We start from the raw sequence: 24,207 nt of genomic DNA, 5'->3' as shown, positions 1-24,207 counted from the left end.
CTAACGGGACGCAATTCGGGATCGAAACACAATGGCGGGCAGGGCGAAATCGGCATCGGGCGAAGCAGGCGATGCCATCATCATCAAGAAATACGCCAACCGGCGGCTCTACAACACGGCATCCTCGAGCTACATCACGCTCGAGGATCTGGCCAAGATGGTTCGCGAGAATGTCGAGTTCCAGGTGCTCGACGCCAAGACCGGCGATGACATCACCCACCAGATCCTGACCCAGATCATCATGGACGAGGAAGCCAGCGGCGGCCAGCAGATGCTCCCCGTCAGCTTCCTCAGGCAGCTGATCGGCATGTACGGCAATTCGATGCAGGCGATGATGCCGTCCTATCTCGAAGCCAGCATGGCCAATTTCCGCGAGAACCAGTCCAAGATCCGCGAGGCCTTCGAGAAGGGCCTCTCCACCGGTCCCTTCGCCGCCATCCACGAAACCAACATGGCGATGATGCGCGCGGCTGCCGACGTCTTCATGCCCGGGATCGGCAAGCCCAAGGACAAGCCGCGAGCGTCCGCGGGCGAGAGCCGCGACGAGATTGCGGTGCTGCGCGAACAGATGGCGGCAATGCAAAAGAAGCTGGACGAACTCGGCAAATAGCGCATAGCGCCCTGCCGCAATTCCAAGCAGGAAAGCCCGACAGTGTCCCAGATCCGCCACGCGCTCACGGTCAAGCGCGAAGACGACTTTGCCAAGTGGTACCAGGAGGTCATCTCCGCCGCCGACCTCGCCGAGGAATCGGGCGTGCGCGGGTGCATGGTCATCAAGCCGTGGGGTTACGGCATCTGGGAACGCATCCAGCGGTTGATGGACGACCGGATCAAGGCCGCGGGCGTGCAGAACTGCTATTTCCCGCTGTTCATCCCGCTCGCCAACTTCACCCGCGAGGCCGAGCATGTCGAGGGCTTCGCCAAGGAGATGGCGGTCGTCACCCACCACCGCCTGATCGCTGACGGCAAGGGCGGGCTGATCCCCGATCCCGAAGCTAAGCTGGAAGAACCGCTGGTGGTGCGCCCGACCTCCGAGACGATCATCGGCGATGCCATGGCGCGCTGGGTGCAGTCGTGGCGCGATCTGCCGCTGCTCACCAACCAGTGGGCCAACGTGGTGCGCTGGGAAATGCGCACGCGGATGTTCCTGCGCACCAGCGAGTTCCTCTGGCAGGAGGGCCACACCGCGCACGAGACCCGCGAGGACGCGCTCGCCGAAACGCACCGCGCGCTCGAGATGTATCGCGCCTGTGCCGAGGATGACCTCGCGCTCCCCGTGATCGCGGGCGAGAAGCCCGAGAACGAGCGTTTCCCGGGCGCGGTCGAGACCTGGTCGATCGAGGCGATGATGCAGGACGGCAAGGCCTTGCAGGCGGGCACCTCGCACTACCTCGGCACCAATTTCGCCCATGCGGCGGGCATCCAGTTCCAGGACCGCGAGGGCACCCAGCAATATTGCCACACGACCAGCTGGGGCGTTTCGACCCGCATGATCGGCGGGGTGATCATGACCCACGGCGACGACGATGGCTTGCGCGTGCCGCCCGCCATCGCGCCGCAGCAGATCGTCATCATCCCGATGCTGCGCGAGGCGCCGGAGGATGCCGAGCTGATCGCCTATTGCGAAAAGGTCCGCGCCGCGCTCGCCGCGCACACCGCGCTCGGTGAGCGGGTGCGCGTGCTGCTGGACACCAAGCCGGGCAAGGCCGCGGCCAAGCGGTGGGACTGGGTGCGGAAAGGCGCGCCCGTCATCATCGAGGTCGGCCCGCGCGACATGGCCGAGGGCAAGATCGCCGTCCTGCGCCGCGACCGGCTGTGGAATGAGGCCAACGGCAAGCCCGCCTTCACCTATCCCGCCCATGCCGATTTCGTGGCCGAAGCGGGCGCGCTGCTCGAAGCGATCCAGCAGGGCCTCTATGAAGAAGCCCGCGCGCGGCGCGATGCCAACATCACCCGCGGGGTGACCGAGTGGCAGCAGGTCGTCGACCACTTCGAGAAGGGCGGCAAGTATCCCGGCTGGGTCGAGGTCGAATGGGCCAAGCCGACCGGCGCGGCGCTCGAAGCGGTCGTGGAGAAGCTGAAGGCGGTGAAGCTCACCATCCGCAACGTCCCGCGCGGCGCGGAGCCTGCGGGCGGCGCCTGCATCTTCACGGGCGGACCGGCGGTCGAGCGCATTCTGGTGGCGCGCGCCTACTAGGGTTGCGCCCGCGCCAGCGGGCAGGCAGACAGGAGGCATGATCAAACGTGCCCTCCTGCTCGCCGCCGTCCTTGCGGCTCCGCTTTCCGCCCAGAACCACCCCGCCGACAACGTCTCCGCCGAAAGGCTGGAGCAGGACGTCGCCAAGCTCGTCAGCTTCGGCACCCGGCACACCCTGTCCTCGCAGACCGACCCCAAGCGCGGGATCGGCGCCGCGGTTGACTGGGGGCTGGCCGAGTTCAAGCGCATCGGGGCGAAATGCGGCGGGTGCCTCGAAGTGCTGCCCGTCGGCGAGACCGTCACCGGCCCGCGCATTCCGACCCCGACGCTGGTGCGCAATGCGGTCGCGATCCAGCGCGGCACCGAGCGCCCGAACGAGGTCGTGATCGTTCAGGGCCACATTGATAGCCGCGTTAGCGACGTGATGGACGCGACCTCCGACGCGCCCGGCGCCAATGACGACGGCAGCGGCACCGCGCTGGTGATCGAGGCGGCGCGGGTGCTCTCGGGCACGAAATACCCCAGCACGATCATCTACGCCCTGCTCTCGGGCGAGGAGCAGGGCCTCCACGGCGGGCAGATTCTCGCCAACTGGGCGGCGGCGCAGGGCTTCACCGTCAAGGCCGTGCTTAACAACGACATCGTCGGCAATTCCTGCGGGTCGGACGGCTATTGCGAGCCCAAGGTGGTGCGCGTCTTCTCCGAAGGCCCACGCGCCGACCTCACCGAGCGGCTGCGCGCCGCCGCCACGCGCTTCGGGGGCGAGAACGACACGCCCTCGCGCAACCTGTCGCGCTGGGTGGCGGACCTTTCGGCCAAGCACCCGGAGGAAATGCAGGTCCGCCAGATATGGCGCACCGACCGCATGGGGCGGGGAGGGGACCAGGTGCCGTTCCTGCAGAAGGGCTACCCGGCGATCCGCTTCTCCGTGGGCGTCGAGGACTACGACCACCAGCACCAGGACCTGCGGACCGAGAACGGCGTGGTCTACGGCGACACCATCGACGAGATGGACTTCGCCTATCTCGCCGGGGTGACCAAGCTGAACGTGCGTGCATTGGATGCGCTCGCCCGCGCACCGATGCCGCCCAAGGTGACGGTGGATGCCGCGGTGCGGGTCGATACGGAGCTGACGTGGAAGGCCGTTCCCGGCGCGCAAGTCTACGCCGTCGCCACCCGCGCGACCGACGCGCCCGAATGGGGCAAGGATGTCGCACTGGTCACCATCGACGGGCCCCAGGCGGCCAATGATGCCGCCGCCAGTGAGGGCCGCGAGTTCAGGCATGTGAAGAAGCTGCGCGGCGACGACTGGATGTTCGGCGTGGCGGCCTGCTCCGGCGAGTATTGCTCTCCCGTCTCCAGCGCGGTTCCGGGCGGGGCCTTCGCGCCGGTGGGGAAGGAATAACCAGACCCCTAACGGCATGAAATTTCCTACCCAAGGGATTCGTGCCATAAAGCCAGAATGTCCGGCCAGAATGCGAAAACAAGCCTGCGCTCCCCTGTCCGTCCGCTCTGGGCGGTCGTGAATATAGATCTGACTTTGAACGACATTATTTCTTGCGACGAGGCGGACAGGGTGTCCGCTTTGTCCGCTTCACGCGCGACATTCGCGCCTCGACCGGATTTTTCATGAACAGCAAATATCCCAAGCTCCCCCAGGGGATGCCGACGCGCCAGCAGGTGCTCGACTTCATCCAGTCCTCCGACATTCCCGCCGGCAAGCGCGAGATCGCCAAGGCCTTCGGCCTGAAGGGGCAGGAGAAGATCAAGCTCAAGGCGCTGCTCAAGGACATGGCCGAGGAAGGCCTGATCGACGGGAAGAAGAGCGCCTATCACCGCATGGGCGGGGTGCCGAAGGTGACGACGCTCAGGATCGTAGACGTGGACGAGGGCGATCTGATCGCCGAGCCCGACAACTGGGACCCCGAGGCCCCCGGCAAGCCGCCGCGCCTCACCATCCGCGAGCCGAAGATGCGCGGGGCGAAGCGCCCGCCCGCCCTGAAGCGCGGCGACCGGGTGCTGGCGCGCACCGAGGAGACCGAGCGGGGCTGGGTCGCCCATGTGATGAAGAAACTCCCCGCCCGGACGGAGGGCCTGATGGGGATCGTTGAGATCGACAAGACCGGCAAGGCCTGGCTCGCGCCGGTCGACAAGCGCGTGCGCCAGTCCGCTCCGATTGCCGATCGCGGCGAGGCCGAGGAAGGCCAGCTGGTGATCGCCGAGCGGGTGGGGCGCTCCGAGCGGGCTGGGGTCAAGGTGATCGAGGTGGTGGGCGATCCGCTCGCCCCGCGGTCCTTCAGCCTCATCGCCATCGCCAAGCACGGCATCCCGCACATCTTCCCCGAGGAAGTGCTGGAGGAGGCGCCGCGCGCGGCGAAGCTGAAGCTGTCCGAGAAGGCGCGCGAGGACCTGCGGCACCTGCCGATTGTCGCCATCGACCCTGCCGACGCCCGGGATCATGACGATGCGATCTGGGCCGAGCCCGACGGGCAGGGCGGGTTCAACGCCGTGGTCGCGATTGCCGACGTCAGCTTTTACGTCCGCCCCGGCTCCGCGCTCGACCGCGAGGCGAGGAAGCGCGGCAATTCGGTCTACTTCCCCGACCGGGTGGTGCCGATGCTTCCCGAGGTGCTCTCGGCCGATGTCTGCTCATTGAAGGAGGGCGAGGACCGCGCGGCGATGGCCTGCCACCTCCACATCAACGCCGACGGCAAGGTATCGAGCTACCGCTTCACCCGCGCGCTGGTGCGGATTGCGCACAACATCGCCTACGAGGACGCGCAGGCGCAGGTGGACGCAGGCAATCCGCCCGAATACCTCGCCAACCTCTGGGCGGCGTGGCGCGCGCTCTCGGCGGCGCGCGAGGCGCGCGATCCGCTCGAGCTCGAACTGCCCGAACGCCGTGTGGTGCTCGACGAGCAGGGGCGCATCGCCTCCATCGCCATCCGCGAGCGGCTCGATGCGCACCGCGTGGTCGAGGATTTCATGATTGCCGCCAACGTCGCCGCGGCCAAGGCGCTCGAGGCCAAGACCGCGCCCGTCGTTTACCGCATCCACGAGCCGCCGAGCCGCGAGAAGCTGATTGCCCTGCGCGATTACCTGGCGACGATGGGGAAGAAGCTTGCGCTCGGGCAGGTGGTGACTCCCGGCCTGTTCAACCGGATGCTCAAGGACATTGCCGACGAGGCCGAGAAGGCGCTGGTGATGGAGGCGGTGCTGCGCAGCCAGACGCAGGCCTATTACGGGCCGGCGAACGCGGGGCATTTCGGGCTGAGCCTCGGCTCCTACGCGCACTTCACATCGCCGATCCGCCGCTATTCCGACCTGCTGGTGCATCGCGCGCTGGTCGATGCCTACAAGCTCGAACAGCCTGCCCCGCCGGGGTCGATCCCTGCCACCAGCGGCCTGTCCGACCGCGACCGCGCCTCGCTGCAACAAGTCTCCGACGCGATCAGCCAGACGGAGCGCCGCGCGATGGAGGCCGAGCGCGACACAATCGACCGCTATGTCGCGGCATGGCTTTCGGGCCGCGTGGGCGAGGTGTTCGACACCCGCATCACCGGGGTGCAGGCCTTCGGCTTCTTCGCCACCATCGTCGGCCTCGGCGGCGACGGGCTGGTGCCGATCTCGACCCTCGGGGGCGAGTATTTCCGCCATGACGAGGCGGCGCAGGCGCTGGTCGGCAGCGACAGCGGGACGACCTATGCCAGCGGCGACAGGCTGAAGCTGAAGCTCGCCGAGGCCAATCCGCTCACCGGCGCGCTCAAGTTCGTGCTGCCCGATGCCGATGCGAACGCGATCGAGCCGCGCGGCAACCGTCCGCCCGAGCGCCGCCGCGCCCCCGGCGGAGCGGGGCCGAAGACAGCCGGCAAGTTCATGGTCGGAAAGCGCGGACGGCCCGGCAACATCCGCCATCAGGGCCGCAAGAAGTAGCGCAGCGAATCAGACCTGATGGTCGCTCTTGGTCTCGTCGTAATCGGCGGGGATGATGTAGAGCGGGCAGGGCAGTGATCCGGCTGCGGCCGAGAAGTGGGTGACAAGCGGCCCCGGCGCGGCGCCCTTCGCGGCGCCCAGCACCAGCGCGGCGACCTCGGCGTGTTCGGCGAGGAATTCGCTGACGATCTTCTGCCCCTGGCCGATCTTGACCGAGATCGTCGGCATGATGCCGCTTTCGGCGAGGAGGTTGCCCGCCACGCCATGGGCGAGCATCTCCGCCCGGTCGCGCGCCTCGGCCTCGATGGTCGCCTGAACGGCACCGAAGGCGCTGAAGTTCTGCTGCGGCACCAGCGCCAGCAGATGCACCGCGCCGCCCACCGCCACCGCCCGGCGCGCGGCATAGCGCAGCGCGGCGGTCGCCTCCTCGCTCTCGTCGATGATCACCAGGAATGTGCGCATCTCTCAGGCCCCGTTATCGCGCGGGTATCAATGCATTCGTATGGAATGGCAAGTCCCCCGCCGCTCGGGGCTTGCCCGACGCTAGGGAATTGGCCAGAGACAGCCCCAAGGATCGATTACGGGAGTTACATCGGATCATGGCCCTCGACATCAAGATGCCGGCTTTGTCGCCCACCATGGAAGAGGGCACGCTCGCCAAATGGCTGGTGAAGGTCGGCGACACGGTCAGCTCGGGCGACGTGATGGCCGAGATCGAGACCGACAAGGCGACGATGGAGTTCGAGGCGGTCGACGAGGGCGTGATCGCCGAGATCCTGATCGAGGAAGGCACCGAGGGCGTGAAGGTCGGCGCGGTGATCGCGCGGCTCGCGGTCGACGGCGAGGAGGCCGCCCCGGCACCTGCCCCTGCCGCCGCGCCCGCAGCTGCCGAGGCGCCTGCCGAAGCTCCCGCTGCCGATGGTCCCGCCGCCACGCCGACCGCGCGGAAGATGGCCGAGCAGGCCGGGATCGACCTCGCCGGCGTGACCGGGACCGGCCCCAAGGGCAAGATCACCAAGGAGGATGTCGAGGCCGCGATCGCCAAGGGCAGCGGCTCGCCCGCGACCGCGCCGGCTGCGGCCCCCGCCGCTGCCCCCGCAGCCGCGCCTGCGCCTGCGCCTGCCGCTTCGGGCGAGCGCATCATCGCCTCCCCGCTCGCCAAGCGGATCGCCGCCGACAAGGGGATCGATCTTGCGCAGGTGAAGGGCACCGGCCCCAATGGCCGGATCGTCAAGGACGACGTTGAGAACTTCACCCCCGGCGCCGCCCCGGCTGCTGCTGCGGCGGCTCCGGCTCCTGCGGCATCCGCCGCTGCCCCTGCCGCAGCCCCGGCACCCGCAGCCATTCCCAGCCTCGGCGGCGATCTCGATGCGCCTTACGAGGTCCAGAAGCTCAACAACGTGCGCAAGGTCATCGCCCGCCGCCTCACCGAGGCCAAGCAGACCATCCCGCACATCTACCTCACGGTCGACATCCGGCTCGATGCGCTGCTCAAGCTGCGCGGGGAACTGAACAAGAGCCTTGAGGCCGACGGGGTGAAGCTCTCGGTCAACGATCTCCTCATCAAGGCGCTCGCCCGCGCATTGCAGCGCGTGCCCAAGTGCAATGTCAGCTTCCAGGGCGACACGCTGCTGCAATTCACCCGGCAAGACATTTCGGTCGCGGTCGCCGCGCCCTCGGGCCTCATCACCCCGATCATCCGCGATGCCGGCCGCAAGGGGCTCGCCGAGATCAGCACCGAGATGAAGGCGCTCGCGAACAAGGCCAAGGACGGCAAGCTGCAACCGCACGAATTCCAGGGCGGCACGGCGAGCCTTTCCAATCTCGGCATGTTCGGCACCAAGCAGTTCGACGCCGTGATCAACCCCCCGCAGGCCATGATCCTCGCGGTCGGCGCGGGCGAGCAGCGTCCGTGGGTCGTGGACGGCCAGATCGTCCCCGCCACCGTGATGAGCGCCACCGGCAGCTTCGACCACCGCGCCATCGACGGCGCCGACGGGGCGCAGCTGATGGAGGCGCTGAAGAGCCTCGTCGAGAACCCGATGGGGCTGGTGGTCTGAGAACCGGAGCCCCCGTCGCGACGCAATTTCCTCCCCAAGGACAACGACAATGGCCAATGACTATGACGTGATCGTGCTCGGCTCGGGCCCCGGCGGCTATGTCGCGGCGATCCGCTGCGCGCAGCTCGGGCTCAAGACCGCGATCGTGGAACGCGAGAACCTCGGCGGCATCTGCCTCAACTGGGGCTGCATCCCGACCAAGGCGATGCTGCGTTCGGCCGAGATCTTCCACTACATGCAGCACGCGGGCGACTACGGCCTCAAGGTTGCCGGGCAGATCGAGGCGGACCTCGCCGCCATCGTCAAGCGCAGCCGCGGGGTGGCAAAGCAGCTCAACCAGGGCGTCACGCACCTGATGAAGAAGAACAAGATCACGGTGCATATGGGCGAGGGTCGGCTGACCGGCCCGACGAGCCTCACCGTGAAGTCGGACAAGGGCGAGGAAGCCCTCGCCGCCAAGCACATCATCGTCGCCACCGGCGCGCGCGCCCGCGACCTGCCCTTCGCGCCCGCCGACGGCAAGCGCGTGTGGACCTATCGCCACGCCATGACCCCCGGCGAGCTTCCCGCCAAGCTGCTGGTGATCGGATCGGGCGCGATCGGGATCGAATTCGCGAGCTTCTACAACGATCTCGGCAGCGAAGTGACCGTGGTGGAAATGCTCGACCGGATCGTGCCGGTGGAGGATGCCGACGTCTCGACCTTCCTCGAAAAGTCACTGAAGAAGCAGGGCATCACGATCATGACCGGCGCCGGGGTCGAAGCGATCAAGGTCTCGGACAAGGGCATCACCGCCACCATCAAGGACAAGGCGGGGTCCAGCACCACCAGCGACTTCACCCACGTGATCGTCGCCATCGGCATCGTGCCCAATACCGAGAACATCGGGCTCGAGGGCCTTGCCGACATGGACCGCGGCTTCATCCAGATCGACCCCTATGGCCGCACCAAGACTAAGGGCCTGTGGGCGATCGGCGATTGCACCCCCGGCCCGTGGCTCGCGCACAAGGCGAGCCATGAGGGCGTTACCGCGGCCGAGGCCATCGCCAAGGAGCTGGGCAATACCGAGGTCCACCCGCATCCGCTCAACCGAAGCAACATTCCGGGCTGCACCTATTGCCACCCGCAGGTCGCCTCTGTCGGCATGACCGAAGCGAGAGCGAAGGAGGCGGGCTACGAGGTCCGCGTAGGCAACTTCCCCTTCATCGGCAACGGCAAGGCCATCGCGCTCGGCGAGGCGGAGGGCTTCATCAAGACCGTGTTCGACGCGAAGACCGGCGAGCTGCTCGGCGCGCACATGGTCGGCGCGGAAGTGACCGAGCTGATCCAGGGCTACACCGTCGGCAAGACGCTGGAGACCACCGAGGCGGAACTGATGCAGACCGTTTTCCCGCACCCGACCCTGTCGGAAATGATGCACGAAAGCGTGCTCGACGCCTACGGGAGGGCGCTGCACTTCTGACGAAAGGACCCGCATGGCCGAAAGCGCACCCGATGCCCTGAAGGACGAGGACTGGGCGGGCGAGATGGGCGAGCGCTGGCTCGCCAGCCTCGACCGCTTCGAGGGCATGATCGCGCCCATAGGAGCGGCGCTGCTGGCGCGCGCGGATTACCGCGCCGGCGAGAAAGTGCTCGATCTCGGCTGCGGGGGCGGGGCGACGACGCTCGCGATTGCGAAGGCTGTCGGCCCGGACGGCGCAGCGGTCGGGCTCGATATCGCGCCGATGCTGGTCGAGGCCGCCACCCGCCGCGCCGCCGCTGCACACAGCACCGCGCGCTTCGTCTGCGCCGATGCCGCCACCGTCACGCTGGACGAACCGCCCTTCGACCGGCTGTTCTCGCGCTTCGGTTCGATGTTCTTCGCCGAGCCTGTGGCAGCCTTCGCCAACATCCGGGCCATGCTGAAGCCAGGGGCGCGGATCGACCTCGCCGTGTGGGCGCACCCGCGTGACAACGCGTGGATGATGGAGGTCATGGGTGTCGTGCGCGCGCATGTCGAGGTGCCGCCCGCCGTCCCCCGCACACCCGGCCCCTTCGCCTTCGAGGACCTCGGCTATCTCGGAGAGGTGCTGACCGGTGCCGGTTTCGGCGGGATGGCGGTGGAGGCCTACGAGGGAAGGCAGCCGGTCGGCGGCGCGGGCGCGAACCCGGTCGAGGCGACCCACTTCGTCCTCGCCTCGATGGCCGCAGGACGCATCCTCGCCGAGCAGGGCGAAAGCGTGCTGGCGGCGGCACGGGCCGATCTGGAAGCCATGTTCGCCCGCCATCATCGCGCAGGCGAGGGGGTCATGCTGGCCTGCAAGGCATGGCTGGTGAGCGCCAGCGCCTGAGCCTGAACCTGAGCCTTCGGGGGCTCGCCGCCTTGCGCCTGTTCCTAACATAGGTCAGTATCCGGGGCGTGACCGTCATCGCCCCCGACCTTTCCGACCGCATCGCTGCCGCCGACCGCGCGCTTGCGGGCGGCAAACTCGCTGAGGCGCGGCATATCCTCGAGGAGGCGGCGCGGCGCGACCCGCCGGCGCCCGATTTCTGGCAGCGGCTCGCGACGGTAAGGAAAATGGCCGGCGCCACGGGCCTCGCGATCGAGGCGATCGACCGGGCGCTGGCGCTGGCGCCGCTCGATTTCGTCAACCTGCTCATGCGCGCCCATCTGCTAGACGGCGCGGGCCATCCCGAGGCAGGCGAAGCCTATGGCCGCGCCCTCGCGCAGCCGCGCCCCGATCCGATGCCGCCGATGTTCCAGCGCACCATCGCGCGGGCCGAGGCGCTGTGGGCCGCGCACCAGCATGACTTGACGGCGCGCCTTGCCGGAGCGGTTGAGGCGAGCGGCGCCGACCTGACGCCCGCCGAGCGCGCTCGGGCGGAACGTTTCGCCAGCAACATCGCCCGCACCACGCGGCCCTATCACTCCGAGCCAACCCACTTCGCCTGGCCCGGCTTGCGCGAAGCCGAGTTCCACGATCGCGCCGCCTTCCCCTGGATCGAAGAACTCGAGGCGCTGACCCCCGCCATCCGCGCCGAGATGGACGCCGTGGCGAACGCCCCCGATGCGGCGCTGGTGCCCTACGTCAAATATGCCGAGAGCGAGCCGCTCGCCCAGTGGCGCGACCTCAACCACAACCGCGACTGGACCGCGATCCACCTGATCGAGCGGGGCGCAGCGGTTGCCGCCAACAGCGCGCATTGCCCCGTGACGATGGACTTCCTCGCGCGGATGGATCAGCCACAGATCGCGGGCTGCGCGGCGAACGCGATGTTCTCGCTGCTCGCCCCGCGCACCCATATTCCGCCGCATGTCGGCGTCGCCAATTTCCGGCTCCTGTGCCACCTGCCCCTGATCGTGCCGAACCGCTGCTGGTTCAGGGTCGGCGCCGAAACGCGCGATTTCGCGGAAGGGCAGGCATGGGTGTTCGACGACACGATCGAGCACGAAGCCATGAACGAGACCGTTGCCCTGCGGGTGATCCTGATCTTCGATCTCTGGCACCCGGACCTGTCACCCGCCGAGCGCAGCGCGATACAGGCTGCCGTGAGCGCTGCGGCGATGCCGGTGGGTGCGCTTTAGGAACTGGCGGACAGGGTGACAGTCACAGCCTTGAGGAGTTTTGGCGGAAATCTGCGATTATAGTTTGATGATGCCCCTAGAGGTCCGCGAGCGGGCGGCGCGCGGTGTCAGACCTGGCCCGCGCCGCCGTCGACGAAATACTCGGCCCCGTTCACGAAGCTCGCCTCGTCCGAGGCAAGGAACAGGGCGAGCGCAGCCACTTCGGACGGCTGGCCGAGGCGACCGAGCGGCACCGAAGATGCCATCGCCGCCTTGAACGCGGCCGCTTCCTCATCGGTCTTGCCGAGCCCGTGCAGCCCCGGCGTGTCGATGGGGCCGGGGCTGATCACGTTCACCCTGATGCCGCGATCCTTCAGGTCCAGCGCCCACCCGCGGGCGAAATTGCGCACCGCGGCCTTGGTCGCGCTGTAGACGCTGAATGCGGGAATGCCGCCGGAGCCTGCAGTCGACCCGGTGAGAATGATCGCGGCACCGTCACGCAGGAGCGGCAGCGCCATCTGGGCGGAAAACAACACCCCCTTCACGTTGGTGCCGAAGGTCGCGTCGAAGTGCTCTTCGGTAATCGCACCGAGCGGCGCGAACTCGCCGCCGCCCGCATTGGCGACAAGTATGTCGATCTGCGCGTGGCGTTGACCGACCGCGTCGAACACCCGCTCGATGTCGGCCAGATCGGACATGTCGGCTCGGATGCCGACCGCCGCATGGCCGACCGACGCGGCCGCGGCGTCCAGCTCGGCCTGCCGCCGCCCGGTCAGGACGACATGCGCGCCTTCCGCGGCGAAGCGCGTCGCGATCGCCAATCCGATCCCCGTGGTTCCGCCGGTGATCACGGCCACGCGTCCCGAAAGTGCTCCGTTCATGTGATTGTCTCCGTCATTCTCTTGACCCCTTCAGGGCGGCCACCTCGGCCTCAAGCTCTGCAAGTCGCGTGCGAAGCGGAGCCATGTCATTCTCGGTGAAGCGCGGCGTGATGTATTGCGGGCAGTTCCAGTCGAAGCCTTCGAGCGCGATGACGACCCGGCGTGCGGCATCGGCGGTGCCCGACCGCTCGGCCAAGGCCGGATCGCTCCAGGCATCCATGACCCTTGCATGGCCAAGCAGCTTCAGCCGGCGACGGTTGGGATAATCCATCAGGATCAGCGCGACCCGATCGCTTGCCGCCATGTTCCCGAAGCTGACGAACTGACGGTTCCCCGGATAGTCGGCAAAGGCGAGGGTGCGCTCGTCGATCACCTTCAGGAACCCCGGCGCTCCACCGCGATGCTGGACATAGGGCCAGCCGGTTTCCGAGACGGTCGCCATGTAGAAGCTGTCCCGCTCGGAAATGAACTCGGCCTCCTTCGGGGTGAGGCGATCACGCGCAGGAAAGCCCGGTTCCTCAAAGCGGGCATAAGAGGCGCGCGAGCCGTCCTCCGCCTGCATTGCCTTGACGTGGGGCGTGAACATGAGCTCGGCGAAGCGGTGGGTCATCGGGCCGCGCCCGCCGCCCGCTTGATGATGGCGGAGACCACCTCGGAGTGGGAGATCATCACCACATGCGATCCGCCCGGCACCTCGACTGCCTCGCGCGCACCGGCGCGTCTTGCCATGAAGCCGTGCAGCGCGGCCGGGATGTTGCGATCGAGCTCGCCCCAGACGAACCAGCTCGGTATCTTCCGCCAAGCCAGCGCGGCCGCAGGTTCGGCGAGCGCCGCCTGCGCGATCGGGCGCTGGGTCGCGGCCATTTCGGCCGCCTGGCCTTCCGGCACGTCGGCGGCGAACTGCTTCCAGTATCGCGCGCGGAGGATGTAGAGATCGGCCGAACCGTCCGCGAGCGGCACCGGGGGAGCGAGGTTCTCGGCCAGCGTACCGGTCGGGAAGCGGGCGCCGAGGCTGGCCGGGCTCTCGCCGATCTCAGGGGCAAATCCCGCGACGAACACCAGCGCCTTGACGTTGGGTTGTTCGGCCGCCGCGACCGAGACCACCCCGCCGCCGTAGGAGTGACCGACCAGCACGACCGGCCCGGCAATGTTGGCGGCAAGGCTGCGCACATAGGCCGCATCACCCGCAAGGCTGCGCAACGGCACCGCAGCGGCGATCACCGGGTAGCCGTCGCGCGCGAGGTCGGTGATGACCGCGTTCCAGCTCGAGGAATCGGCAAAGGCACCGTGGACGAGGATGATCGTCGGTTTGGGCGGCATGGGCTCCTGCGCGGGCGCGGCGCCCGACAGGCTCCCGGCGAGAACCAGGACAAGGACGAGGAATCTGCTGCGCATGGGTCGGCTCCGTGACGGTGGGGCTAGGGGCGCAAGATCAGGCCGACGGCTGATGCCCGCCCGATTGATCGAGCGGGATCTGGACGATCCCCGAGGGTTCGAGATCCTCCCGGATGAAGGCAAGAATGTCCTGATTGATCATGTCGGCATGCGTGGTGGGCATGCCGTGCGGCAGGCCGCTGTAGGTCTTGAGCGTGCCGTGCTTGAGCAGCTTGACCGCTAGCGGCGCGGACGCGGCGTAGGGCACGATCTGGTCGTCGTCGCTGTGCATTACCAGCACCGGCACTTCGATCGCCTTCAGATCCTCGGTCAGATCGGTTTCCGAGAAAACCTTGATGCAGTCGTAATGGGCCTTGATCCCGCCCATCATGCCCTGCCGCCACCAGTTGCGGATCACGCCCTCGATCGGCGGCGTGCCCCTCCGGTTGAACCCGTAGAAGGGCCCCGAGGCGACATCGAGATAGGTCTGCGCGCGGTTGGCCGAGACCGCCTGCCGGTAGCCGTCGAACACCTCCATCGGCAGTCCGCCCGGATTGCTGTCCTTGCGCACCATGACCGGCGGGATCGCACTGATCAGCACCGCCTTGGCGACGCGCCCCGGCTCCGCGCGGGCGACATAGCGCGCCACTTCGCCTCCGCCGGTCGAGTGGCCGACATGGATCGCCCCGCGCAGGTCGAGCGCGCGCGCGAGTTCGATCACGTCGGCAGCATAGGTGTCCATGTCGTTGCCGGTATCGGTCTGGGTCGAGCGGCCATGCCCGCGTCGGTCGTGCGCGATCACGCGGTAGCCTTGGCCGAGGAAGAACATCAGCTGGTTGTCCCAGTCATCCGCGCTGAGCGGCCAGCCGTGATGGAAGACGATCGGCTGCGCGTGCTTCTCGCCCCAGTCCTTGTAGAACAGGCGGGTTCCGTCGCTTGTGGTGAACATATTCATGGCCAATCTCCGTCGGGGCGCCGGGGGGAGCGTTCCGGCCGCGGGGCGCGCGGCGGCCGAATGGGGGTGGGTCACATGCTCATCGCTGCCCCGGCGCAGGCGGCGGGACGGTGAAGCGGACACGCTCCTGCGCGAGCACGCGGTGAGTGGGATCGGCGAGTTCGACGAGCACTTCATGGTCCCCCGGGGCGAGGCCGACGAGGATGATCGTCTCGCCGCTTGCGTCGACGAAGTGCCACGGCGCTCCGTCGACGCTGATGTGCACGTGTCCGATGCGCGGCGAGACATCGAGCGCGCCGACCCCGAACACCGGCAGGATTCGCATGTTCTCGGCCCGGTATTGGATGAAGACGCGCCCTGCCGCGAGCGGGCCGGGGAGCGGCGGGTCGACGATCAGGCGCGGCGGCGGTTCGTTCTCGATCGCGAGCAGCGGGGTGGGGCCACGAACGTCGCGCGCGCTCTGGGCGTTGGCAGCTGCGGCGGGGGCAATCACCATGATCAGGCTCCCTTTCAGGCGAGCGCGCATCAGCATCCGGGCAACGTACGATCGAGGAAGTCGCGGATCAGCGGCGCGATCTCGTCGAGCTTGTCCTCGAGAGCGAAGTGGCCGGTGTCGAGCATGTGCAGCTCGGCCTTCGGAAGGTCGCGCAGATAGGGGGTCGCGCCCTCGGCGGGAAAGATCGTGTCGTTCTTGCCCCACACGATCAGCGTTGGCGGCTGGTGCTGGCGGAAATAGGCCTGGAATTGCGGATAGAGCGGGATGTTGGTGCCGTAGTCGCGGAACAGATCGAGCTGGATGTCGCGATTGCCGGGTCGATCGAGCAGCGTCTGGTCATGCAGCCAGTTGTCGGGATCGATGCGAGAAACGTCGCTGACGCCGTCGACGTACTGGAACTTCGTCACTTCCGGCGTGACCAGGCTGTTCAGGGCATCCCTCTTTTCCTGCGACCCGTCGGCCCAGTAGGCCTTGATCGGGTCCCAGAATTCCCTGAGCCCCTCCTCGTACGCATTGCCGTTCTGGACGATCAGCGCGCTCACGCGGTCCGGATGCTTGAGCGCAAGCCGGTAACCCACGGGGGCGCCGTAATCCATGACGTACATGGCATAGCGCGGCACGTTCAATTGCTGCAGCAGACCGTCCATCAGGTCCGCGTAACGCGCGAAGCTGTATGCGAACTGTGCATGATCGGGCGCAGCGCTGTGACCGAACCCCGGATAGTCGGGAGCAATCACATAGTATTTGTCCGACAAAAGTGGTATGAGATTGCGGAACATGTGCGACGAGGTCGGGAAGCCGTGCAGGAGCACGAGAGCGGGCCTCTCTGGCGAACCTGCTGCCCGGTAGAAAATCTCGACGCCGTCTACCGTCGCCGTCCGATAATGCGTGACTGGCACCGCGATGGACGAACAGGCACCGGCTGGCGGGGCCGCAGCGGCGATGGTGCCGCTTGCTAGCAGGCCTGCCGCCAGTGCTGTCCTGATGATGCGCGTTGCCATGCTGATGATCCTTTCGGCGAGTGCCTGCGCCGCTGGGCAGATTAGGCCGGCCATGGAGGACATCGGAATGCCCGACGCACGACAGCTTGGCTTACGCAGCGCGAAACGATGATCGACCGCCTCGACAGCATGCGCGTCTTCGTGACCGCGATCAGCGAGGGCAGCATGGCGCGAGCCGGGCGACGTCTGGGCCGCTCCCCTGCCGCGGTGACCCGTGCCGTCGCCGCCCTGGAAAACCACGTCGGCACGGCGCTTTTGCACCGGACCACGCGCCGGCTCCATCTGACAGAGGCGGGCGAACGCTACGCCGCCGTGTGCCGCAGTGTGCTGGCCGAGCTGGACGAGGCCGACCTGTCCGCGGCCGGTGAAGGCGTCACGCCGCGGGGCGTGCTGACCGTCACTGCGCCCGTCATGTTCGGGACCCGTCTACTGCGCCCCGTCGTCGGCGAATTCCTGCGGCAGCATCCCCTTGTGCAGATCAGGTACCTTCTGCTCAACCGCATGACCAACCTCGTCGACGAAGGCATCGACATCGGACTGCGCATTGCGGCACTCCCGGATTCATCGCTGATCGCGCTCAAGATCGGCGAGGTTCACAAGGTGCTGTGCGCCTCGCCCTGCTATCTCGCCCGCCGCGGAGAACCCGCGAGCATTGCCGAACTGGCCGTCCATGATTGCATCGCGATCGAACCTTCCAGTCCCGAGGACATCTGGAGCTTTCCGCCCTCGCCAGGCCGGAAGATGGCTAGAACGGTGCGCTTGCGGCCGCGCCTCATGGTCAATTCGGATGAGGCAGCAGTGAGTGCGGCGCTCGACGGCGGAGGCATCATCCGGGTGTTCAGCTACAAGATCCAGCAGGAGGTGTGCGACGGCCGTCTGGTGGTGCTGCTCCCGGGCGATCAACCGCCTCCTGTGCCCGTCAGCCTCGTCGCATCCGAGCATCGGCTGACAATACCGAAGGTGCGCGCTTTCATGGACTTTGCCGGACAAAGGTTACGGGCAAGCTTCCGGGAAACCGAGCAGCCCGCAGCCGGGCTGAAAAATCCCGCTTAGGCCACGCCACCGCTCAACCTGGAGCGTGCGGGGCCTTGAACTCAGGTCTATCTGCAACCGACACGCTCAGTGGCTTTCCTGTTGATCAGGCTCGGAAATTGCGACCCTTGAAGTTGCGCATCTGTCCCGAGGCGGAGCCTCGATCGACGGTCGAACCCGCACGCAAAGGATGGAGGACCGGAGGGGGCATGCAAGCGGACTTCAGCTGACCAGAGGCATGAGGGCTAACCCTTAAGGGCCATTCGGCTTGCCGTTCAGTCCTATGGCTTATCCTGCGGGGGTAAATCCAAGGACAGCCTCATGTCACCAAGAATACTGGCCGCACTGGCAATCAGCTTCGGACTTCTTCCATCATCCGCATGGGCCCAATCCGCGCAAACGACGATGGATGTGTCGGCAACGGTGGTGAAGGCCTGCGTGGTCAGCGCCACGAACCTCGCCTTCGGAAACTACGACCCTACATCGGCCACTCCCACCGATGCTTCGAGCACCATAACGGTAACCTGCACGCCGGGAACCAGTTTCACCGTGGGCCTCAATGCCGGGACCACCGCTGGTACGACAGTCACGAGCCGCAAAATGGCAAGCGGCAGCAATCGTCTCGACTATGCCCTGTACAGCGACGTCGCCCGCACCACGAACTGGGGAAATACGCCCGGAACAGATACCCCTGCAGCAGCCACGGCATCGACTTCGCCATTGGCCTTGACGGTCTATGGCCGGATCGCTGCCCAACAGGCTGCGGCGGTCGGCAACTACACGGACACGGTGACCATCACCGTCAGCTACTGATCCGATGATGCAGGGGTCGATCATTTGCCGCGGCCTTGCCGTGTTCAAGCTGGCGTGCGGCCTTATGGGGCTCTTGCAGGCGCAGGCCGCTTTGGCCGGATCACTTTCCGTCCTGCCGGTCCGCGTCGAGGTTGCCGCCAACCAGCAGTTCTGTTCGATCAACATCGGCAATGACGGAGCCAGCGACGTCACGGTCCAGGTGCGCGGATACCGCTGGCACCAGGATCACGGCAGCGATGCGCTCGACGAGAGCCAAAGCATAGTCATCAATCCCGCGATCGTGACGATCGCGCCGGGCACGAAGAGACTCGTGCGTTGCAGCCTGCCTCAGCAGACGGGCCAGGTCGAAAGCACCTATCGCCTGATCGTGAGCGAACTGCCGCGCGCTTCGGCGGAGCCCGGCACGCTCCAGACGCTCCTGCAGCTCAGCATTCCTGTGTTTCGCGGGTTACCGGATGCCAAACCCTTGCTTTTCTGGTCTGCGGCGGAGGACGGCCGTCTGGTCGTCTCCAACACGGGCACGCGCCACGTTCGCATCGCGGATCTCGTCGTCCATCCGGGCGCGTCCGATCCGGTGCGCACAGGCGCGAGTTTCTATCTGCTGGCCGGTGCCAGTCGCACCGTCGATGCCCGCTTGGGTCGCGCGGCGATTGCAGAGGTGGAAGCGATGACCGAAGACGGCTCTCTCCTTGCCGTGCCGCGCGCGCCCACGCCACAACCGTGAGTGGGTGCGGCGATGCTCGCCATGCGGCTATGGCGCGCCGGGGCATCCGCCTTGGCGGCGGCGGCGGCGGCGATCATGTGCGCCTCCTGCTTGCGGGCCGAGGACGCCAGCGGTGGCGCGGTCCCTGCGAAGCACGCCAGGCCTGACGGGCGAAGCGGATTGCCCGAACCCAGACCGGTAGGCGTGATGATCAACGGCAGGCCGACGCAGCATCAGGCTCTCGTGGTGGTCATGGACGATGCCCTCTTCATCAGGCGCTCCGATCTTGCACTGACCGGCCTGATCCTTCCCGAGCTGGCGAGCGCATTTGCGCTGTCGGGTCAGGATTACGTCTCTCTCCCGGTCGTGGGCGGCGTCTCGGCAGCCCTTGAAGACGGCGGAAGCCTGCTGGACATCAGCGCCGATCCCGCCGTCTTTCCTCCGGCAAGATACGGCAGATCTGCCCAACCTGTCGCGCTCGATGAAATCGTGCCGGCCGTCTTCCTCAGCTACGATCTCACCTTCAATCGCTGGAACGGGCAGAACTCCGCCTTCGCATTTCTCGATGCGGGGGTTTCGGGCGGATGGGGCCTTATCGGCACCACGGCCGCAATCCAGAATGCAGGACGCACGACCGTGCGGCTCGACAGCTATTTCCAGCGCGACTGGTCCAACGAACACCTTAGGCTCGTGGTGGGCGATACTGTCACCAAGCCAACAGAATGGAGCGCACCGACACGATTTGCGGGCATTCGCCTCGGCACGGACTTCTCGCTCCAGCCCACCCTTGTCACCTTTCCGGTGCCGCAGCTCACCGAAGCGGCAACCATACCGTCCACCGTGGACCTCATCTCGGCAGTGAGCCGCCAGACTATTCCCGTGCAGCCGGGTGCCTTCATCATCGATTACCAGCCGGTCTTCTCCGGGGCCGGCGAGGTGACGATGATGATCACCGATGCCAATGGCCTGTCGCGGCAAGTGACCAGCAGCATCTACACCAGCCCGCGGCTGTTGCGGCCCGGGCTGGTGGACTTCTCCCTCGAGGCCGGTCTGGTCCGGCGGAACTACGGCACCGCGAGCTTCGATTACGGTGCGCCCTTCGCTGCGGGTTTCCTGCGCTTCGGCTTCAACGATGCGCTCACGATCGGTGGGCGGCTCGAGGCCAGTCCGGATGTCCAGATGGGCGGGATCGGCATCGGATGGGTGTTCTCCCCCATCGGCGAGTTCGTGGTGGCTGGCGCGATCTCCCGAAGCGCGCAGGGGCAGGGGACGCTTTGGCGTGCCCAATTCCAGAGGATCGCACCGACGCATTCGCTCACCTTGAGCTACCAGCAGGATAACGGTCGCTTCACCCAGGTGGGCAGCGACGAGGCGGGTGCCTTGCCTTTTGCCGCTACGCGGCGGGAAATCGCGATCGCGGGCAGCCTGTCGCTCGGCGTGCTCGGCGATGTCGTGCTCGGACACGCCGAAACGCGCACTGCGGCAGGGCAGAGCTTCAGGACGACAAGCCTCAGTCTGAACGGCGATTTCAGGACCGCGTTCTACAACCTCGGCCTCCGCCGAAACGAGTTTGGCGGGCGAACCGATAACGGTGCGTTTCTTTCGGTCAGCATGCCGCTGGGGGCTCGCACCAGCGCGAACGCGCGGATCGACGACAAGCGGTTCATCGCTGTGGCCGGAATTACCCCGCCGAACGATCCGGGTGCCGGATACCAGTTCGCCGCCGGATATGACATGGTATCGGATCAGCCGATCATCGACGTCTCGGCGCTGCTTCGCACGCGCGTTGGCGACCTGGAACTGGCTGGCGGTCGCAACGGTGCAGGACAGGGGATACGGCTCAGCGCCAGAGGCGCAGTGGTGGCGGTGGGCGGCAAGGTCGTGGCCACGCCGCGACTGGAAAACGCCTTTGCCGTGGTCGATCTGGACAGCGAGGCAGACGTCACGCTCTACCTCGAAAACCGGCCGGTGGTTGCGAAAGGGGGAGCGGGCAAGGTAGCGCTCCTCACCGGTCTTCAGCCCTATGCACCGAACCGGATTGCGATTGACGTCGCTTCGCTTCCGATCACGGCCGACGTCGACGCCGGTGAACGCCATGTTGTCCCCGGCTTCCGGCAGGCAGTGCGGGTCTCGTTCGGTGGCGCTTCGCAGGTCCCGGTGACCTTCAGGCTGATAGGACCCGACGGCGAGCCGCTGCCCCCCGGGCTGGAAGTCCTGTCCTGATCGCAAGTCGCGGCAATCACCGGATATGACGGCCTTGTTTTCCTGCCTGATCTTGAAGGAGGCGAGCGCCTTTCCGTCTCCACTCGAACCTATCGCTGCGAAGCGCAGATCCCTCCGGCGCCGCAAATCGACGAAAACCGGCAGCTCGCGCCTGTCGCCTGCCTGCCACGGCCAACCTTGGAGCCTTTCCCATGAACCAGAGTTTCGCTCGCGCCCTAAGGCTCTCCGCAGCGCTTCTTGCCGGGCCGATCGCGATCGGCATTGCCGCGCCAAGCCCGGCGCTCGCCTGTACGCTGTGCTCGTGCACGGCGACAGCAACCAACATCGCGTTCGGAACCTACGACCCGACATCGTCGACCCCTTCCGACACATCGGGCACGGTGACAGTCAACTGCACAGGGCTCGTGTCGCTGTTCGGGTCGGTCGACATCGCGTCCAGTGCGGGCAGTTCGGGCAATGCGGCTCAGCGCACGCTGCGGCAAGGCACGAACACGCTGAGCTACAATCTCTACGTCAATGGCGCGCGCACGATCGTCTTCGGCGACGGGTCGGCAGGGACACAGAAAATCACCACACCGCTGAACGGACTTCTGTTCTTCGGCCAGAGCGTCTTCATTTATGGCCGGATACCGGCGCGACAGTGGGCAAGGGCGGGGAGCTATTCCGACGCGGTCGTCATCACGATCACCTATTGATCGCCTAATGAGGCTCTCCGTCAAGGTTAAGCGGTCACCATCTTCGGCCCTTATCCGCCATTAAGTCCCGCTTAGCCTTCCCTCTTTAGGTGCCTTAAGCGCCTCCGGGCTAACGGCCGGCAGAGAAGGATCCTGTTTGCGCGTTCTGACTTGCCTCGCTTACGACCACAACGCGCTGCTGGTGCTGCTGGCAGCCCTTGTGTGCCTGCTTGGCTGTTCGGTAACCATCAGGCTCGCGCATCGTACTGTCCACTCGCGTGGATCAACCGGGCTACACTGGCTGTTCCTCGCATCGGTATGTGCCGGATCCTCGACTTGGGCCACCCATTTCATAGCCATGCTCGGCTACCGTCCCGGCGTGCCAGTCCACTTCGATGCGACTCTCACCATCGTGTCAGCCCTGATCGCCATCGGCGGGTGCGCGGTGGGCTTTGCTCTCGTTCGAGTGCGTACCAGCAGGGTTGTCGGCCTGTGTGGCGGAGGCGTAATCGGCCTCGCGATTTCGACCATGCACTACGTTGGCATGTTCGCCTACCGGCCCGACAGGATCGTAACCTGGGAGCCCGGCTATGTGGCTGCCTCCATTGTGTGTGCGGTCGTCATGTCGGCGTTGGCTGCCCACAGGCTCCAGCGGCTGGACAAGGACGCTCACGGCAACGCATGGAGGACGACGCTGCTTCTAGTCGGGGCAATCATTCTGCTCCACTTCACAGGGATGGCCGCTTTCGCCGTAACCCCCATTGAAGGCGTTGACGCCAGTTCGAACAGCGAGGTTTTCACCGCGATGGCGGCGGCAATCGCGGTGGCGGCGGTCATGATCGTGGGGACCGGCATCTCCACCCATCTATTCGAGCTTGGTCGTGCGAATGCGCAGCAGCGCCTTCATCAGATGGCCATGCACGACATGCTCACCGGTATCGCAAATCGCCACAGCTTCGTCACGCAGCTTGCCGAACGGTGCGCACATTTGAAGAGCGGGGCGCCGGAGCCGTTCGCCCTGCTGCTGATTGACCTCGACCGCTTCAAGGCTGTCAATGACACGATGGGCCATCCGGTCGGTGACCTTCTCCTCCAAAGCGTCGCCAAGCGCCTGCAACAGGTGGCGCGATCCGGAGACGTCATCGCACGTATCGGCGGCGACGAGTTCGCGATGATCGCCCGCGGTGTTAACGGTGCGGGCGACGCGCAGAAACTCGCCGAGAAGATCGTTGAGACCCTCTCCAGCCCGTTCAAACTCGGGGACTGCACCGCGGAGATCGGCGCGAGTGTGGGGTTGACGCTTGCCCCCGCCGACAGCGATGACGCCGAGGTTCTCACGCAGCAGGCAGACGTGGCGCTTTATCGCGCCAAGCGCGAGGGGCGTGGACGGGTGTGCGTCTTCAATCCCTCGCTGACACAGGCAATGCTCGAACGTTGCGCCCTGGAGAACGATCTGCGCCAGGCGTGGGCAAGCAACAGCTTCGAGATCCTCTATCAACCGATCTTCGATGCCCGCTCGCGCCGTTGCACGGGGGCCGAGGCGCTGCTGCGCTGGCAGTCTCCCACCCATGGCGAGGTGCCGCCCGAAACGTTCATTCCCATCGCCGAAGAGCTCGGCCTGATCTCGGCGATCGGCGCGGACGTGCTCGGAAAAGCCTGTGCGGTCGCCGCCGGCTGGCCGCCGTCACTGACCATCTCCGTCAACGTCTCGCCGGTGCAGATTGCCAGCGGCGGGTTCCTTGTGACGGTCAAGAATGCCCTGGAACTTAGCGGACTTTCTCCGGAGAGGCTCGAGATCGAGATCGTCGAGTGCTCGCTGCTGTCGGACGACGAGGTTGTCCGCAAGACGCTGGAAGATCTGTCTGCGATGGGGGTGAAGATCGCCCTCGATGACTTTGGCAAAGGCTATTCGTCACTGTCCTATCTGCGCCGCTTCCCGATCGACCGGATCAAGATCGATCGCAGTTTCATTTCGCGGTTGCTTGAGGACACAGGCAGTGCATCGATCGTTCGTGCGATCTGTCAGCTTGGAGAAAGTCTCGGTCTTGAGGTCACTGCAGAGGGGATAGAGGACCTCGCACAGCTGACCTTCGTCGCGGCAAACGGCTGCACGAATGTGCAGGGCTTTTTTCTGGGCGCGCCGCTGCCAGATCAGATCGCGAGCGAGATGTTCGCTGCAAATTTGCCGGGCGCAATCGAAGCACCGTCGGCAGTTCGGCCCGAGCCCATCGCGAAGGCCATCTGAAACATGGGCTGAACACGTTCGGCCCACGACGGAGTCGACGCATCATGCGAAAATCCGCGGTCGCACTCCCGCTGAT

General features: G+C 66.4%; 21 protein-coding genes. 14 read left to right on the top strand and 7 right to left on the bottom strand.

Annotation, left to right across the window (positions count from 1 at the left end; genetic code table 11):
• Nucleotides 1-31 precede the first annotated feature (31 nt).
• From phaR to rnr, 4 genes are all read left to right on the top strand, one after another.
• Entirely contained in the window at nt 32-610 is a 579-nt protein-coding gene (gene phaR, locus ACMX37_RS07830) for a polyhydroxyalkanoate synthesis repressor PhaR (protein WP_483148283.1), read from the top strand.
• A 42-nt stretch (nt 611-652) separates the two neighbouring features.
• Nucleotides 653-2,197: a proline--tRNA ligase gene (gene proS, locus ACMX37_RS07825; protein WP_483148282.1), complete on the top strand. Its 1,545-nt coding sequence runs from the start codon at nt 653-655 to the stop codon at nt 2,195-2,197.
• A gap of 37 nt (nt 2,198-2,234) precedes the next feature.
• On the top strand, nt 2,235-3,602 hold the full coding sequence (locus ACMX37_RS07820; RefSeq protein ID WP_483148281.1) for a M28 family peptidase: 1,368 nt from the start codon (nt 2,235-2,237) through the stop codon (nt 3,600-3,602).
• A 224-nt stretch (nt 3,603-3,826) separates the two neighbouring features.
• Nucleotides 3,827-6,130: a ribonuclease R gene (gene rnr, locus ACMX37_RS07815; RefSeq protein ID WP_483148280.1), complete on the top strand. Its 2,304-nt coding sequence runs from the start codon at nt 3,827-3,829 to the stop codon at nt 6,128-6,130.
• Nucleotides 6,131-6,139: 9 nt separating this feature from the next.
• Here the strand turns inward: rnr and ACMX37_RS07810 are convergent, their stop codons facing one another.
• A complete protein-coding gene (locus tag ACMX37_RS07810; protein WP_483148279.1) occupies nt 6,140-6,592 on the bottom strand; it encodes a universal stress protein in 453 nt (150 codons plus the stop codon).
• A gap of 137 nt (nt 6,593-6,729) precedes the next feature.
• Here ACMX37_RS07810 and ACMX37_RS07805 point away from each other — a divergent pair, with 137 nt between their 5' ends.
• From ACMX37_RS07805 to ACMX37_RS07790, 4 genes are all read left to right on the top strand, one after another.
• Complete coding sequence (locus ACMX37_RS07805; RefSeq protein ID WP_483148278.1) at nt 6,730-8,190, top strand: 2-oxo acid dehydrogenase subunit E2; 1,461 nt, start codon at nt 6,730-6,732, stop codon at nt 8,188-8,190.
• 49 nt (nt 8,191-8,239) lie between these two features.
• Entirely contained in the window at nt 8,240-9,652 is a 1,413-nt protein-coding gene (gene lpdA, locus ACMX37_RS07800; RefSeq protein ID WP_483148277.1) for a dihydrolipoyl dehydrogenase, read from the top strand.
• Between the two features lie 13 nt (nt 9,653-9,665).
• Complete coding sequence (locus ACMX37_RS07795; protein ID WP_483148276.1) at nt 9,666-10,520, top strand: class I SAM-dependent methyltransferase; 855 nt, start codon at nt 9,666-9,668, stop codon at nt 10,518-10,520.
• Between the two features lie 68 nt (nt 10,521-10,588).
• On the top strand, nt 10,589-11,755 hold the full coding sequence (locus tag ACMX37_RS07790) for an aspartyl/asparaginyl beta-hydroxylase domain-containing protein (RefSeq protein ID WP_483148275.1): 1,167 nt from the start codon (nt 10,589-10,591) through the stop codon (nt 11,753-11,755).
• A gap of 107 nt (nt 11,756-11,862) precedes the next feature.
• On the opposite strand, the gene ACMX37_RS07785 is transcribed toward ACMX37_RS07790, so the two are convergent.
• The 6 genes from ACMX37_RS07785 to ACMX37_RS07760 all read right to left on the bottom strand — a co-directional run bounded on the left by ACMX37_RS07785 (nt 11,863) and on the right by ACMX37_RS07760 (nt 16,441).
• On the bottom strand, nt 11,863-12,615 hold the full coding sequence (locus tag ACMX37_RS07785; RefSeq protein ID WP_483148274.1) for an SDR family NAD(P)-dependent oxidoreductase: 753 nt from the start codon (nt 12,613-12,615) through the stop codon (nt 11,863-11,865).
• A gap of 13 nt (nt 12,616-12,628) precedes the next feature.
• A complete protein-coding gene (locus tag ACMX37_RS07780; protein ID WP_483148273.1) occupies nt 12,629-13,225 on the bottom strand; it encodes a pyridoxamine 5'-phosphate oxidase family protein in 597 nt (198 codons plus the stop codon).
• Nucleotides 13,222-14,010, bottom strand: a complete 789-nt coding sequence (locus ACMX37_RS07775; protein ID WP_483148272.1) for an alpha/beta fold hydrolase — start codon at nt 14,008-14,010, stop codon at nt 13,222-13,224. The genes ACMX37_RS07780 and ACMX37_RS07775 overlap by 4 nt, the downstream gene beginning before the upstream one ends.
• A 37-nt stretch (nt 14,011-14,047) precedes the next feature.
• A complete protein-coding gene (locus ACMX37_RS07770; RefSeq protein WP_483148271.1) occupies nt 14,048-14,944 on the bottom strand; it encodes an alpha/beta fold hydrolase in 897 nt (298 codons plus the stop codon).
• 79 nt (nt 14,945-15,023) lie between these two features.
• A complete protein-coding gene (locus tag ACMX37_RS07765) occupies nt 15,024-15,440 on the bottom strand; it encodes a DUF6130 family protein (RefSeq protein WP_483148270.1) in 417 nt (138 codons plus the stop codon).
• A gap of 29 nt (nt 15,441-15,469) precedes the next feature.
• Nucleotides 15,470-16,441: an alpha/beta fold hydrolase gene (locus ACMX37_RS07760; RefSeq protein WP_483148269.1), complete on the bottom strand. Its 972-nt coding sequence runs from the start codon at nt 16,439-16,441 to the stop codon at nt 15,470-15,472.
• A gap of 108 nt (nt 16,442-16,549) precedes the next feature.
• On the opposite strand from ACMX37_RS07760, the gene ACMX37_RS07755 reads away from it, so the two are divergent.
• The 6 genes from ACMX37_RS07755 (at nt 16,550) to ACMX37_RS07730 (ending at nt 24,131) form a co-directional block, all read left to right on the top strand.
• Nucleotides 16,550-17,494 carry a LysR family transcriptional regulator gene (locus ACMX37_RS07755; protein ID WP_483148268.1) on the top strand — a complete coding sequence of 315 codons (945 nt, stop codon included), beginning with the start codon at nt 16,550-16,552 and terminating at the stop codon, nt 17,492-17,494.
• 384 nt (nt 17,495-17,878) lie between these two features.
• On the top strand, nt 17,879-18,286 hold the full coding sequence (locus tag ACMX37_RS07750; RefSeq protein WP_483148267.1) for a Csu type fimbrial protein: 408 nt from the start codon (nt 17,879-17,881) through the stop codon (nt 18,284-18,286).
• 40 nt (nt 18,287-18,326) lie between these two features.
• Nucleotides 18,327-19,010, top strand: a complete 684-nt coding sequence (locus ACMX37_RS07745) for a fimbrial biogenesis chaperone (protein ID WP_483148266.1) — start codon at nt 18,327-18,329, stop codon at nt 19,008-19,010.
• Nucleotides 19,011-19,196: 186 nt separating this feature from the next.
• Entirely contained in the window at nt 19,197-21,212 is a 2,016-nt protein-coding gene (locus tag ACMX37_RS07740) for a fimbria/pilus outer membrane usher protein (protein ID WP_483148265.1), read from the top strand.
• A gap of 191 nt (nt 21,213-21,403) precedes the next feature.
• The gene (locus ACMX37_RS07735) at nt 21,404-21,907 is read left to right on the top strand and encodes a Csu type fimbrial protein (protein WP_483148264.1); all 504 of its coding nucleotides are present in this window, start codon (nt 21,404-21,406) and stop codon (nt 21,905-21,907) included.
• Nucleotides 21,908-22,043: 136 nt separating this feature from the next.
• Nucleotides 22,044-24,131 (top strand): putative bifunctional diguanylate cyclase/phosphodiesterase, encoded by a 2,088-nt coding sequence (locus tag ACMX37_RS07730; RefSeq protein WP_483148263.1) that lies wholly within the window; start codon nt 22,044-22,046, stop codon nt 24,129-24,131.
• Nucleotides 24,132-24,207 lie beyond the last annotated feature (76 nt).

Source organism: Porphyrobacter sp. THAI-01a (assembly GCF_056868655.1).
Note: the sequence above shows the minus strand (reverse complement) of the source record. Positions and strands in the feature narration are given on the sequence as shown.